A 12,999-nucleotide genomic window follows, 5' to 3' on the forward strand; every position below is an offset into this window, starting at 1 on the left:
CCCAATTAAACTTAATAAGTCATTGCCCGGTGGCCTTGATAACTCGCAATTTTCCAAAAAGTCTTAAATGTCATCGTCTTACGCTTCCCAGTGTAAGGATCGTTAAAGAAGAAGTGTTCTTGATCATAACCGATGATTAAAACGGAGTGAGCGGGTTGGCCGTGGTAATTGATCCAGGCGACGATTGGCTTTTTTTGATCAAGAGTCTTTTTTAAGTTCGATATGGATGCGTCAGAAAGATCGGTGAAGCTCCCCAGATATTGGTCGAATAGATCGGCCCAAGCAGGTGGGTACATGGTATAGCCGGAATCATCAAAAGGATTCCCCCAAAAGCCGGTTTCCATATCACCAGTGGTTGTGTAAGGAATCAATTCTGGGATAGCTGTTTTGGGCAGGTCAACATCCTTATAGGACATTAACATTGCGACGGCCGTGATTTCGCAGCCAGTTGGTAATTCTGGAAATTGTGAAATGGGTGCGATATCTAACAGCACCTTTTTAGGTTTCTTAGTAATATCTTGCGCAGATTGAGCGTCTTGCATTTTTAACAAGGGATTACCGAACTGAGCTTGAACAATCAATAAGCCGATGCCAACAATCAGTAGTAATCCTATTAGTCTTAGACGATGCTTTTTTTTGAGTTTCAAAGATAAGTGCTCCTTGCTATAGGTGATAGTAATAGATAAGCAGTTCATAGCTAGTTATGAGTAAACTGATACACAAAACTTGCCACCACATTTGAGTGAAGAGTGCCAATAAAATAAGGCCGCCACCCATTAATAGAATCGGTAAGTTCCAAGTGTGCTTGGTCCATAAAATAAGGGCCGTACTAATAAAGATTTCGCAAATCACTAATAAGATTGCCAACATAAAAAAAGCCTCACTTTCAATATTGTAAAAGCCTTCTTATATAGCAGTATACCATTTTGTATGGGGGACAACCATTGATGACGACAAAAGTAAAGCGTCTAGCGTTAAACAAAATGTTGTTTAGCACTAGACGCTTACTGTTTATTTAAAAAAGGCCATCAAAAGGCGATTAATTTGATCAAACCAGGTTGCGGGATGCATCAATGTCGATAAGATTTGTTTTCGATGTTTGTGCCACGCGGCCTTGAGGTGCTGATCCGAAAGTTTAGTAATATCAAATGCCACGTATAACACTCCTTACTTGAAATATAGTTGTTAAGAGGGGATTTAGCCTTCATTATATAACAATTATTAACATTAGCAAGGTCGAAATAGACAATCGATTATCAAATATTCATTGTTAATGATGCTTGAAAAACGAACAAAATTGATAACGCTACGCGCTAATAACGTTTGATGTAGATTAAATCCGAATGATACCCGTTTTAGGGATCGGTTAGTCACTAAAGTAATCTTTACCGAATTTTAAAGGCCCGTTCGCTTTATTTAACCAATAAAACGTTTGTTGTGGAATGGATACTAATGAACTGTGCAACTGAACCGATGAGTAGTCGTTCAATGGCGCCTTTACCACTAACCCCAACAATCGTTAAATCAATATCGGCTTCTTGTGGGATGGTGACGGCTAATTCACGACGGGGTGAACCAACCTTGAAAATAGTTTGGACGTCTTCAACGCCTTGATCTTTAGCTTCCTTGGCTTTTTCTTCTAAGTAGAGCTTCGTTGATTTTCGTTCTGCTTCTAGGGAAGAAGCGGGGTATGTGATGCTTGTGCTGACAGAGACTTCATCTGGAATAATCTGAGCAATAAAAAGTTTGGCATGATTACGCTTAGCCACTTCAATCGCCTGTTTAAGCGCCTTATCAGCTAATTCTGAACCGTCTAATCCAACTAAAATATTATGATATTCTAACATGATAAAAACCTCCTTCTTAATAACTTAAATATAACACAATGGATTAGCTTTTTCTGCTAATTTGATTTGATGGTATTAAGTTGTGCTTGACCGATCGTTTACGTGATTCTGGAGATGAGTTATACTGAACTTGTGAATAATTTCTCCCGAAATTAAAAACTACTTATATAATTTAATTAAATAAAAAAGACCTGAAGATTGTCAACTTCAGGTCTTTTTTATTGTTCTATTCAGCATGTGTAATGGCAAGCTGGGTCATTTTATGCTTTTGGTTGGTAGTCGTGACGATTGAATAGCGAATCTTTTTAGTCGTTAATTGTAAAAGCTTATTAGGTCGGTTGAACGACTGTTTTACGAGCGCTGTAACTTGCTTGTTATTGGTGCCAAGACTAGCGGTGAAAGATTCCAAATAGTTTTTAAAGACGAGGTTGTTCTTGGCATCTAGCGATTTAACGGAAATACCTAAGATTTGACCGTCACTAGCATTGATAGAAATTACATTATGATCATCAATTTGGTCGGAACGAATGCCTTCGATTGATTTGGCATCAAAAACACCTAAATTCTTTTGACGTGCTAACGGATTATAGCGTGCGATGAAAGTTGACCATTTTGTAATTGGTGTTGCAGCAGGTCCCTGCAAGTATGTTGGATTATTAAGTTGTTCGTTATCGGCGAATGTGACGCGATATTCTTTGGCTTTATAGGGAATATCAACTTCAAAAGTGCCATCAGTTACTTTTACAGAGTGGGTTTGATCACCAATTTGCCAGTAGACCCGCTTTTTCTTAGTTTTCCCAGTGACGGTCGCATTGAACCCGCTCCCATTTTCGTGGAGCTTAACTGCTACGGGATTGCCGCAAGCAGTTAGTAGTAAAAGAAGACTCATTAACAAACTCAGTAATTTTATTCGACGCATTTTTTCACCCTCCAAAATATAATGGGGTTAACCACAAGTTCAAAAATAAAATGCTCCCCAGCATTTTATTTTATCGGACAAAACTGTCGGTGCTTAAATTCAAAAATGATTCTCAGTGACGCTAATTGATATCGGTCGAACGGGCATTTTTTAGCTGATCAATCGCACGGACGTGCCGTTTATTGGTTTTGTAGATGTCATCTGCATAATCTTGATAAGTACTGTTAGGACGAGTTGCGGCTAAAATAAAGGCGTTTGTTTTTTCCAAAACATTTTTAGCGTAAACAAGGCGTTCCTTGTTATGACTTGTCTTATAGTCTTTCATGCTCTCATAATCAGTTTGCGCAATGGCGTAATAATTATCAGCGTCATCCAGTTTACCCTTAGCAACTAGTAGACGACCTTCGCCGGCAATTGCGTTTTCGTTATCGGTATAAGTTGAATCACCGATTGTAACAGAACCGTCTTTAATGAGCGTTTCCCAAGTAGCAGTGTACTTTTGGGCAACATATTCAGTGGAAGCTGTGGCTTGCTTGATATGTTTTAAGAATTGACGTTCATGTTTATTAAAGTTTTTCTCGCGTTTTTCAAGTTTAACTTGTGCTTCATGAGCGGCCTTTTGAGTTAGATAATATTGATACCCAACAGGTGCGGCTGCGACAAGTAAACCAATTAATGAAATAATTAACGCGGCTTTAATGCTTTTTTTAAAGATGAGAAGGAACAAGAGTAGTAATAAGCCCAATCCGAAGATGGCTAAGCCGAAATAGAGAATGACGGCTAACATTAAGTTCATAAAGTGACCTCCAATTAGATAATCAGCGTTAACATGGTTAACCAATGAATATTATCCCATTTTACACAATTTAAGCAAGGTATTTTTAATAGAATTATGTGAAAAAAAGACGATTTTTTTCATAAAAGGGCTTTAATTATAAATCCTAATTGTTTTTCTGAAAATTATCACGTATCATGATATATATACTTATGTTAACATTAGGAGGAAATAGTAGTGGATGCTTCTTTGACAACCCGTTTGGCTGCCGAATTTATTGGAACTGCAATTATGATTATTTTTGGTAACGGGGCAGTAGCCAACGTTGAATTAAAAGGAACAAAAGGTTTTAGTAGTGATTGGTTTTTAATCGCTTTTGGATATGGTTGTGGGGTTATGATTCCCGCCGTTATGTTTGGTAGCATTTCTGGTAACCATCTTAATCCAGCTGTTACATTAAGTTTTGCAGTGATGGGCTTATTCCCATGGGAAAACGTATTACCATACATCATTGTTCAATTCTTAGGCGCAATGGTTGGCCAATTATTATTGGTTGCAGCTTACAAACCATATTACGATCGCACAACAAACCAAGAAGGTATCTTGGGTTCATTCGTGACAATCGATGCTGCTCATAGCCGTATGAATGGTTTCGTTAACGAATTCCTGGGGACATTTATCTTAGTTTTCGGTGCTTTAGCAATTGGTGCTGGTAAGTTTGGCGCTGCCGGACATATCGTTGTTGGTTTATTGGTTATGACATTGGTTGCTTCATTAGGTGGCCCAACTGGTCCTGCCTTGAACCCAGCTCGTGATTTAGGCCCACGTTTGGTGCATATGTTAACACCACTTAAGAACAAAGGCGACTCACAATGGAGTTATGCTTGGGTACCAGTCGTTGCACCAATTATCGGCGCAATCTGTGGTGCAGGAATCTATCAAATTATTTTTGCATAATGATCAAAATAGTCCGCGAGGGCTATTTTTTTTGCACAAAAATACCCGGCATAAACTCTAATTGGGGAAGAGAGTAAGCCGGGTACCTTATGAGTATCGAAATGATCTTACTTGGGGGAGTATTAATCATTCCTGCTAAAATATATCATAAATGCTACTAAATTTAAAGTAAATTACGCATAAAACATAAAAAATGTATAAAAAATAATGATAAATGGTAAAATGAAGTGATGATAGCGATTGCAAACCCGTCTGATTAGCGATTAGTTATTTAGTGAAACCTAAAACAAGGCATGCTACAATAAAGTTATAACAAATGGTGCCGATTACATTTTGAAGGAGAAGAGTCAATGATCAAATTTCCAGAATATTTTATGTGGGGCGCAGCCACGTCAGCACCCCAATCAGAGGGCTATGCGCTTAACTACGGTAAGTCCGCCTCAACGTGGGACAAATGGTTTGAAATGCACCCTGAGAAGTTTAACGGCGATCAGGGGCCTGATTCAGCTAGTGATACTTACCGCTTGTATCAAGAGGATGTCCAAAACATGCAAAAGATTGGTTTGAATTCATTTCGAACTTCAATTGCCTGGACGCGCTTGATGCCCGATGGTGAACATGTCAATCCGGAAGCGGTCGCTTTTTACCGGGATTATTTTAAACGTTTGAAGGCTGCCAACATTACACCAATCATTAATTTATTCCATTTTGACATGCCTTGGTGGTTAATGGAAAAGGGTGGTTGGGAGAATCGCGAATCAGTAACGGCTTTTGCGCAATATGCTAAAACAGCGTTTGAACTATTTGGTGACTTAGTGGATCGTTGGACAACTTTTAATGAGCCAATTGTTCATATTGAGTGTGGTTACTTAACGGGTTATCATTATCCGGATATTGTTGACTTTAAAAAAGCTGTTCAAGTGGGTTATCATACTTTGCTAGCACACGCCGCGGCAGTTGCTGAATTTAGAAAAGTGAAACCAGACGGTCAAATTGGTATTATTTTAAATATTACACCGGCCTATGCCAAGAGTGATTCACCAGAAGATCTCGCAGCTAAGGAAAAAGCGGATTTATTATTGGCCAAAAGTTTCTTAGAACCAACAGTGCTAGGTCAGGTGCCACCTGCTTTGATAACATTGTTGGCAGAACATCAATTGACACCTGTTACTGAAGCCGGAGACCAAGATTTATTAGCGGCTAACCGCGTTGATTTCATTGGTGTTAATTATTATCAACCATTGCGAGTGCAAGCACCAACTAATCCGCACTTCCCAGCCTTGACGACTGATGATCTCTATACGAATTACGTTTGGCCGGAACGGCGGATTAATCCATATCGTGGTTGGGAGATTTATCCAGAAGCCCTGTATGATGTTGCGATGATGATGAAAAACGATTACCAAAATATCCCGTGGTATGTTTCTGAAAATGGCATGGGGGTTGCAGACGAGGAGCGGTTTATGGCTGCAGACGGTGAGGTTCAAGATGATTACCGCATTGAGTTCATGCAGGAGCATTTGCGCCAATTACATCGTGCCATCGCGGACGGTAGTAGTTGTTTTGGCTACCATACTTGGACGTTTAATGATTGTTGGTCCTGGTTAAACGGGTTTAGAAATCGTTATGGATTTTTCCGTGTTGATTTAGAGCATAATGCACAACGGACTATGAAAAAAAGTGGTCATTGGTATCGTCAATTAACAGAAAATAACGGGTTTTAATTAAAAAAATGTCTCGCTAGACCTAATGATGGTTTAGCGAGACATTTTTTGATTAATAAATTTTAGTTGCAACGTATTTAGTTTGAAGCGTACCAAAGTCGTAAGTTGCTAGATTAGCAAGATCAGCTTCGCCGTTGAAGACGGCCGTCGCGCTACCAGATAACATTAAATTAATTGGTAAATCATCTTTGTAACGCACTAAAACAACGGGTTTGTTGTGAGCGAAGGCGTAGCCACATTCCCACATCGTACCGGAGTCGGGTTCGAATTGACCAGATTCGGTTTGATAATCTAATACTGCTACAACGACATCTGCTTGATCAATTTGGCGAATATCAAAACCAAAGGTCGCAGTTTGCCATTCGAAACTACCAAATTCAGCAGCTGAATAGGTATGTTCATTAGGGCGGAAGATTGCTTCCGTTTCAATTGTTGGATTTTGCGCTAGAAGGGCCGCAACTTTATCAAGCCTTTCAATTTGTTCGGGGCTAAAAAAAGGACCTGCGAGATAGATTTTTTTGTTGGTAGACATAAGAGCCGCCTTTCTGGGTAATGTTCGTGTTTTATATAAATCGTTGCGCTTAAAAGAGTTAACTACTTCATTATAGACGGTAAATAAAAAACATTCAATCAAAAAAAGGCTGCTTCAGCAACCTTTTTTGATTTAACGCTGTTTAAGAAAAATGGCTAACGCAATTAAAATTACCGCAACAACGACAAACAGATAAATAGAAGATGTCCCAACTGCTTTTTTGCGTTCTTTAGCGAGTGGGCGATTAGCTAGCTTTTTATACTGTTTCTTAGCGATTTCGACTTTTTTTTGATCTTTATCTTTCATATTAATGTCCCTCTTTTATTTCAGTGTATTCATTATAGCATGAAACACCATCTTTAATAAAGTTGGAGACTAACAACTAGAAATTATAGATATAACTAGACATTCTGCTTGGAACAGGCTACGATAATGCTAATATCACAGTAAAGGAAGTAAGAAGATGAAATTGGCAACAGAAAAGAAAACAACCCGGCAAAAATTGTCAATCGCTGGTATGTTAATTACAATGGGCGTTGTCTATGGCGATATTGGGACGTCACCATTGTATGTGATGAAGTCCATTGTCGAAGGTAATGGCGGTATTCGTAATATTAGTCAGGATTTTGTGGTGGGGAGCATCTCGCTTGTTTTCTGGACGTTGATGTTAATGACAACGGTTAAATATGTATTAATCGCGCTGCGCGCCGATAACAACGGTGAAGGTGGAATCTTTGCGTTGTATACGTTAATCCGTAAACAAGCTAAGTGGCTCGTGATACCGGCAATTATTGGTGGGGCAACATTACTGGCTGACGGGATGTTGACGCCGGCTGTGACGGTCACAACTGCTATTGAAGGACTGAAGGGATTGCCAATCAATGGTAACGTTTTAGTTTCTAATCAACGCGAAGTGATCATTTTAACTGTCACGATTTTATCGGTCCTCTTTTTTATTCAAAAATTCGGAACGGATTTAATTGGTAAGTCATTTGGACCGATTATGTTCATCTGGTTTACCTTTATTGGTGCAATTGGTGTTATGAATTTAATGGGAGATTTAACGATGCTTAAAGCATTGAACCCTTATTACGCACTGCATCTTTTATTCAGTCCCGAAAATAAAGTCGGAATTTTAATATTAGGGAGTGTTTTCTTGGCAACCACCGGGGCCGAAGCACTCTATTCTGACATGGGACATGTTGGTCGGCACAATATTTATGGTAGCTGGCCATACATCGCTGCTTGCTTAGTGCTTAATTATTTTGGGCAAGGCGTTTGGTTATTACAACACAAGGAAGTAGCCGCTTATCAAAATATGACCGATTTTAATCCGTTCTTTGAAGCAATGCCGGCACAATTAAAAATTCCGGCGATTCTTTTAGCAACGGTAGCTGCTATTATTGCGTCGCAAGCTTTGATTTCTGGTTCATATACTTTGGTCTCAGAAGCAATCAAGTTACGTTTATTACCACGGATTAAAGTGGACTATCCGGCTAAATTAAAGGGACAACTCTACATTTCAATTGTAAACTGGATTTTATGGGCAGTCTGTTTAGCAGTTGTTTTCTATTTTAAGAATTCAGCGCATATGGAAGCAGCGTACGGGTTAGCAATTACAATTACAATGTTAATGACGACAATTCTCCTATTCCATTATTTAGGTCGCCGTGAAAAACGGTGGTTCTTAGCTTATACCGTATTACTATTCTTTGGTGCAATTGAAACGATTTTCTTTATCGCAAGTGCGGCTAAATTTATGCACGGTGGGTACGTGACCGTTTTAATCGCCTTTGTCATTTTATTCATCATGTTTGTTTGGTACCGGAGTAATACAATTAAGGAAAGTAACACCTTTAAGTCAAGTACAGTGTCATTATTAGCGTATAAACGACAACTGCATGACCTACGTAATGAAACATCACTACCATTGTATACAACGAACTTAGTTTATCTTTCAAAACCGCAAGCAGAACCGCGGGGCAAAAATATGGTGAAAAAGAATATCCTCTATTCAATATTGGATAAACGACCTAAGCGTGCTCAGGTTTATTGGTTTGTCGCTGTCAACGTGACAGACGAGCCCTATACCGCAGAGTACACGGTTGATACATTAGGTACAGATTACATTGTCAGTGTCCAATTGTATTTAGGTTTTAAGATGGAACAAAAGGTCAATATTTTTATCCGGCAAATCATCCATGAAATGATCCATAATGGCGAACTACCCGCACAACCACAACATTACACGACAATTCCTAATCGTGAAGTCGGTGATTTCTCATTTGTGATTATTCAAGAAGACTTATCACCTGAAACACAAATCAGGGCAATGGATAAAGGAATCGTGCAAATGCGTTTATGGTTAGAGAAATTTACAGATACACCAGCATCTTGGTTTGGGTTAGAGTATAGTGATGTCTTTGTCGAACGTATTCCGTTGGTTTTAGGACGCCAAAAAGCAATTAATAAGTACCATTTGAAGCGGCGTCAAGAAGAATCTTAAAAAAACAAGCAAAAAACGACTTTTTTAAGTCGTTTTTTTGTTGCATTAGAATCCTATATTACCGGACTTTATAGAGGTCAATATTACAGATCAGGCCGTTAAGCGGTTGTTTTGTTACAGGATTGTCATCAATTGTTACTTGTTTGATACTTACGAATGATTTTTAGATGGTATATTAATGTCACGTTATTAATACGACATTAAATTTTTGAAACAACAAGGAGATAAACACACAATATGAAATCACTTAAAACACTTTTATTCAGCGCTACATTATCAACTGCCGCAACTGCAGGTCTTTTATTCGCAAGTAACGGCCATGCCGATGCAGCTACGAACTACACGGTTGTCAGCGGTGATACATTATCATCAATCTCACAAAAATTTGCTGGCAACAGCAGCTTAATCGAAAAGATCGCTAACGCTAATAAAATTGCTAACAAGAACTTAATCTATGTTGGTGAAACATTAACAATTGATGAAGAAACACAAACTGTTACAGTAGCACCTGCTACAACACAAACAACTACAACACCAGTTGCAACACAACAAACAACTCAAACAACAACACCTGCTGCTACACAACAACCCGTTCAAAAAGCAGCAACCCAAACACAACCTGTTCAACAACAAGCAACAACAACGCCAGTTGTAAAACAACAACAAACAACAACTACGACAACAACAAACACAACAACTTCAACAACTAACTCAGCAAAAGAATGGATTGCCAACAAAGAATCAGGTGGTTCATACTCAGCAAGTAACGGTCAATTCGTTGGTCGTTACCAATTATCAAGCTCATACTTAAACGGTGACTACTCAGCAAGTAACCAAGAACGCGTTGCAGATCAATATGTAACAAGTCGTTACGGTTCATGGGAAGGCGCAAAGAGCTTCTGGTTAGCAAACGGTTGGTATTAAGATAAAATAGTTTAAACTAAAAAGCGGTGGCTGACGTCACTGCTTTTTTTGTGGTCAAAATTAAATTAAACTTGACTAACGCGAACATACATTCGTATAATGTAATAAGAGAACAGATGATTGAGGTGATCTTGATGCAAAAAAATCGAGTGATAATTGATTTGCAACAACAAAATTTAAGTTTGTATTTAAATGGTTTTGGTGTCTTAGAATTACGGCAACAAGCAGGTTCATCAAGTGATTTACGAGATGCCATGAATTATTACTATAATCGTAGTAAGTTTCCGCAATTTATTGGGAAACACTTGCCACAAGTCACCTTAATTGAAATTAATCGCTGGCAAAGTCAATTAGATCAGCAAGTACAGCTGATTCAAACTTTAACCAAGGGCATTGTTTAAGTAAAAAGGTGGGATAATCATGCAATACGTTAGTCTTCAAGGAACGATTAGTAGTACGATCAAAGTCATTTCGTTCGCGCCGTATTTAGTCCGGTTTACTTTGCAAACAACTACTCAGAATTATAATTGTTTGGTTGCCAAGGATGCTTTTAATTTAATGTATGTAGCAGAGCAGAATGCACGGATTGCTGTTTTTGGACGTTATAATCGTAAAAACCAACTCATCGTTGATAAGTATCATGTTAGAAATGCGGTGAATGGTTAATGTATGATTACACTGATGAACCGCGTCGGGTTATTTTGATGATTGACTCTAAATCTTTTTACGCTTCTGTAGAATCGGTTCAACGGGGGTTAAACCCGCTGAAATCGATTCTGGTAGTGATGTCTACTGCCAAAAATGCCGGCAGTGGCTTGGTGTTGGCAGCTAGTCCGCGAGCTAAACAACTTTTTGGCATTAGCAATGTGACCCGGGCGACTCAAGTACCGGTCCATGATAAACGGCTTATTATCGCAGAGCCGCGAATGAACCTTTATATCCAAGAAAATTTAAGGATTAATCGTATTTTTCAGAGGTTTACGGCTGAAGAAGATATTCAACCTTATTCGATTGATGAATCACTACTCGATATAACGGCAAGTTGGCATCTTTTTGGTCAAACACCTTATGAAGTGGCACGTCAAATTCAACTGGCGGTGAAAAAAGAAACGGGTATTTATTTGACGATTGGCATAGGCGATAATCCGCTACTTGCCAAACTCGCTTTGGACTTGGAGGCTAAACATAATCACAGTTTAATTGCAGAATGGCACTATGAAGATGTGCCTGACAAGTTATGGCCCGTAACGGATTTAGCAAGTGTCTGGTCAATTGGGCAACGCACAGCGGCCAAATTAAATCAATTAAAGATTTATTCGATGGCCGATTTAGCGCACGCTAATCCATATGAGTTAAAACAAAAAATGGGGATTATTGGCAGCCAATTATTTGCATTTAGTTGGGGGATTGATCGCGCAATTGTGCATCAAAAATATACGCCCAAAGAGCGTTCCTATGGCAATAGTCAGGTGTTACCCCGTGATTATTTTTTACAAGGGGAGATCGAAGTCGTTATCAGAGAACTTGCTGAGCAAGTTGCGGCTCGCTTGCGTGCACATCGTAAACAAGCGTGTGTAATTAGTTTAGGGATTGGTTTTTCTTTTTCCGAAAATGAAAGTGGTGTGCGCTCAGGGTTTGGCCGATCATTAAAAGTGGCCCCGACTAATGGTAATCACGAAATTACTACAACAGCGATTCAATTATTTCGAGAACAGTGGCAACAGCAGACCATTCGGCATATTAGCCTGACTTGTGGTCAGTTGATTGATGATGATGCGCAACAGCTGGATCTTTTTGATCCGGAATTACGTCATTTAAAGCAACAGCAATTGGATCAAACCGTTGATGAAATTCGACAGAAGTTTGGTTTTGCGTCGTTGGTCAAGTTATCAAGTAAGGATAAGGGCGCAACCGCGATTGAACGCGCTGGCCTTATCGGGGGTCATGCGGGCGGCAATGCTTATGACTGAGCAGTTTAATAGCAAGCTGGTGACACAATTTCTGAAGTATGATTATCACGATCGGGGTATGATGAAGTGGCAAGGCTTTTATTTAAGTGACCATACTTCTGTACGTGCTAAGGAAGCCAGTGCTGCTGACGTGCAGTTACACCGAACGCATCTTGCTAAGATGTCAGTTGAACAGATTAGTAATGTCATCAACGAGGCGATTGTAAAAAAAGAAGTCGTGACTGTAGATCTAGCACAACGTAATCAGGATGGCCAGATTCTGGCACCAATAACGGGGAGAATTACGGGCTGGATAGCCAACCAGTTAATAGTTAATCAAAAAGCTATTTATATAGAAGAGATTTATGCGATTAAGAGAATAAAATGATTTGAATGCACAAAAAAAGCCTGATTTCTCAGGCTTAGCGAAAATACAATTGGGTATATAGGGCTCGAACCTATAAATTCCGGATTCAGAGTCCGGTGCCTTACCAATTTGGCGAATACCCAATGTTATCAACGAATACTATGATACTGCATGCCCTAACGCTTGTCAATTCTGATTTTTAACAAAACCAGTAAAAAGGACTATACTGATATGGGAGGCTATCGATATGAATAAAGTAGATGTTGAAAAGTTGTTTCAGGGAAAGGCGATTTCCCAAGATCAGAACCAAGTTCATATTCAATTACAGGATTCGCGTAAACGATTGGAGTTATCGATTGAAAACGATGTGTTAACCTTAATTGAACAGCATCGCGACTACGCATTGAATATTCTGAAGAATCTCAAACGTAAAACCAATCGCAAAGTCACAAGGGAATCGATTACTATTAACCACCGGAACTATAAGATTTTTATCTAG

At 39.1% G+C, this 12,999-nt stretch carries 16 protein-coding genes and 1 tRNA gene; 9 read left to right on the forward strand and 8 right to left on the reverse strand.

Annotation, left to right across the window (positions count from 1 at the left end; genetic code table 11):
• Positions 1–11 precede the first annotated feature (11 nt).
• From ACPBEH_RS00535 to ACPBEH_RS00555, 5 genes are all read right to left on the reverse strand, one after another.
• Positions 12–647 (reverse strand): C39 family peptidase, encoded by a 636-nt coding sequence (locus ACPBEH_RS00535; RefSeq protein WP_424349343.1) that lies wholly within the window; start codon positions 645–647, stop codon positions 12–14.
• Between the two features lie 364 nt (positions 648–1,011).
• Entirely contained in the window at positions 1,012–1,155 is a 144-nt protein-coding gene (locus tag ACPBEH_RS00540) for a hypothetical protein (RefSeq protein ID WP_424349344.1), read from the reverse strand.
• Between the two features lie 257 nt (positions 1,156–1,412).
• Positions 1,413–1,847 carry a universal stress protein gene (locus ACPBEH_RS00545; protein ID WP_424349345.1) on the reverse strand — a complete coding sequence of 145 codons (435 nt, stop codon included), beginning with the start codon at positions 1,845–1,847 and terminating at the stop codon, positions 1,413–1,415.
• A 226-nt stretch (positions 1,848–2,073) separates the two neighbouring features.
• Positions 2,074–2,766, reverse strand: coding sequence for a hypothetical protein (locus tag ACPBEH_RS00550; protein WP_424349346.1), 693 nt, complete (start codon positions 2,764–2,766; stop codon positions 2,074–2,076).
• A gap of 121 nt (positions 2,767–2,887) precedes the next feature.
• Positions 2,888–3,562, reverse strand: a complete 675-nt coding sequence (locus ACPBEH_RS00555) for a hypothetical protein (RefSeq protein ID WP_424349347.1) — start codon at positions 3,560–3,562, stop codon at positions 2,888–2,890.
• Positions 3,563–3,778: 216 nt separating this feature from the next.
• On the opposite strand from ACPBEH_RS00555, the gene ACPBEH_RS00560 reads away from it, so the two are divergent.
• Positions 3,779–4,498: an MIP/aquaporin family protein gene (locus ACPBEH_RS00560; RefSeq protein WP_016265287.1), complete on the forward strand. Its 720-nt coding sequence runs from the start codon at positions 3,779–3,781 to the stop codon at positions 4,496–4,498.
• A 350-nt stretch (positions 4,499–4,848) separates the two neighbouring features.
• On the forward strand, positions 4,849–6,222 hold the full coding sequence (locus ACPBEH_RS00565; RefSeq protein WP_424349348.1) for a glycoside hydrolase family 1 protein: 1,374 nt from the start codon (positions 4,849–4,851) through the stop codon (positions 6,220–6,222).
• Positions 6,223–6,274: 52 nt separating this feature from the next.
• Here ACPBEH_RS00565 and ACPBEH_RS00570 read toward each other — a convergent pair whose 3' ends face one another.
• Together ACPBEH_RS00570 and ACPBEH_RS00575 are read right to left on the reverse strand one after the other, a co-directional pair.
• Positions 6,275–6,754, reverse strand: coding sequence for a nucleoside 2-deoxyribosyltransferase (locus ACPBEH_RS00570; RefSeq protein WP_424349349.1), 480 nt, complete (start codon positions 6,752–6,754; stop codon positions 6,275–6,277).
• 132 nt (positions 6,755–6,886) lie between these two features.
• Positions 6,887–7,060 carry a hypothetical protein gene (locus ACPBEH_RS00575; protein WP_424349350.1) on the reverse strand — a complete coding sequence of 58 codons (174 nt, stop codon included), beginning with the start codon at positions 7,058–7,060 and terminating at the stop codon, positions 6,887–6,889.
• A 157-nt stretch (positions 7,061–7,217) separates the two neighbouring features.
• Between ACPBEH_RS00575 and ACPBEH_RS00580 the strand changes: the two genes are divergently transcribed.
• From ACPBEH_RS00580 to ACPBEH_RS00605, 6 genes are all read left to right on the forward strand, one after another.
• Positions 7,218–9,260 carry a KUP/HAK/KT family potassium transporter gene (locus ACPBEH_RS00580; protein WP_424349351.1) on the forward strand — a complete coding sequence of 681 codons (2,043 nt, stop codon included), beginning with the start codon at positions 7,218–7,220 and terminating at the stop codon, positions 9,258–9,260.
• Between the two features lie 237 nt (positions 9,261–9,497).
• Positions 9,498–10,184: a LysM peptidoglycan-binding domain-containing protein gene (locus ACPBEH_RS00585; RefSeq protein ID WP_424349352.1), complete on the forward strand. Its 687-nt coding sequence runs from the start codon at positions 9,498–9,500 to the stop codon at positions 10,182–10,184.
• A 134-nt stretch (positions 10,185–10,318) separates the two neighbouring features.
• A complete protein-coding gene (locus tag ACPBEH_RS00590) occupies positions 10,319–10,585 on the forward strand; it encodes a hypothetical protein (protein ID WP_424349353.1) in 267 nt (88 codons plus the stop codon).
• Between the two features lie 19 nt (positions 10,586–10,604).
• The gene (locus tag ACPBEH_RS00595) at positions 10,605–10,850 is read left to right on the forward strand and encodes a hypothetical protein (protein WP_424349354.1); all 246 of its coding nucleotides are present in this window, start codon (positions 10,605–10,607) and stop codon (positions 10,848–10,850) included.
• Complete coding sequence (locus ACPBEH_RS00600) at positions 10,850–12,154, forward strand: Y-family DNA polymerase (RefSeq protein ID WP_424349355.1); 1,305 nt, start codon at positions 10,850–10,852, stop codon at positions 12,152–12,154. The genes ACPBEH_RS00595 and ACPBEH_RS00600 overlap by 1 nt, the downstream gene beginning before the upstream one ends.
• Positions 12,147–12,521, forward strand: a complete 375-nt coding sequence (locus tag ACPBEH_RS00605; protein ID WP_424349356.1) for a hypothetical protein — start codon at positions 12,147–12,149, stop codon at positions 12,519–12,521. The genes ACPBEH_RS00600 and ACPBEH_RS00605 overlap by 8 nt, the downstream gene beginning before the upstream one ends.
• Positions 12,522–12,570: 49 nt before the next feature.
• Here the strand turns inward: ACPBEH_RS00605 and ACPBEH_RS00610 are convergent.
• Positions 12,571–12,643: transfer RNA gene (locus ACPBEH_RS00610), tRNA-Gln, on the reverse strand.
• A 104-nt stretch (positions 12,644–12,747) separates the two neighbouring features.
• Between ACPBEH_RS00610 and ACPBEH_RS00615 the strand changes: the two genes are divergently transcribed.
• Positions 12,748–12,999 carry a hypothetical protein gene (locus ACPBEH_RS00615; RefSeq protein ID WP_424349357.1) on the forward strand — a complete coding sequence of 84 codons (252 nt, stop codon included), beginning with the start codon at positions 12,748–12,750 and terminating at the stop codon, positions 12,997–12,999.

Origin of the sequence: Latilactobacillus parasakei (assembly GCF_049674265.1) — a bacterium.
Lineage (GTDB): Bacteria > Bacillota > Bacilli > Lactobacillales > Lactobacillaceae > Latilactobacillus > Latilactobacillus sakei.

What these genes read in the sequence shown, in the direction of transcription:
- ACPBEH_RS00555 (WP_424349347.1), bottom strand. Translation starts at nt 3,562, where the DNA reads ATGAACTTAATGTTAGCCGTCATTCTCTATTTCGGCTTAGCCATCTTC.
- ACPBEH_RS00605 (WP_424349356.1), top strand. Translation starts at nt 12,147, where the DNA reads ATGACTGAGCAGTTTAATAGCAAGCTGGTGACACAATTTCTGAAGTAT.
- ACPBEH_RS00575 (WP_424349350.1), bottom strand. Translation starts at nt 7,060, where the DNA reads ATGAAAGATAAAGATCAAAAAAAAGTCGAAATCGCTAAGAAACAGTAT.
- ACPBEH_RS00580 (WP_424349351.1), top strand. Translation starts at nt 7,218, where the DNA reads ATGAAATTGGCAACAGAAAAGAAAACAACCCGGCAAAAATTGTCAATC.
- ACPBEH_RS00545 (WP_424349345.1), bottom strand. Translation starts at nt 1,847, where the DNA reads ATGTTAGAATATCATAATATTTTAGTTGGATTAGACGGTTCAGAATTA.
- ACPBEH_RS00600 (WP_424349355.1), top strand. Translation starts at nt 10,850, where the DNA reads ATGTATGATTACACTGATGAACCGCGTCGGGTTATTTTGATGATTGAC.
- ACPBEH_RS00550 (WP_424349346.1), bottom strand. Translation starts at nt 2,766, where the DNA reads ATGCGTCGAATAAAATTACTGAGTTTGTTAATGAGTCTTCTTTTACTA.
- ACPBEH_RS00565 (WP_424349348.1), top strand. Translation starts at nt 4,849, where the DNA reads ATGATCAAATTTCCAGAATATTTTATGTGGGGCGCAGCCACGTCAGCA.
- ACPBEH_RS00615 (WP_424349357.1), top strand. Translation starts at nt 12,748, where the DNA reads ATGAATAAAGTAGATGTTGAAAAGTTGTTTCAGGGAAAGGCGATTTCC.
- ACPBEH_RS00590 (WP_424349353.1), top strand. Translation starts at nt 10,319, where the DNA reads ATGCAAAAAAATCGAGTGATAATTGATTTGCAACAACAAAATTTAAGT.
- ACPBEH_RS00585 (WP_424349352.1), top strand. Translation starts at nt 9,498, where the DNA reads ATGAAATCACTTAAAACACTTTTATTCAGCGCTACATTATCAACTGCC.
- ACPBEH_RS00595 (WP_424349354.1), top strand. Translation starts at nt 10,605, where the DNA reads ATGCAATACGTTAGTCTTCAAGGAACGATTAGTAGTACGATCAAAGTC.
- ACPBEH_RS00570 (WP_424349349.1), bottom strand. Translation starts at nt 6,754, where the DNA reads ATGTCTACCAACAAAAAAATCTATCTCGCAGGTCCTTTTTTTAGCCCC.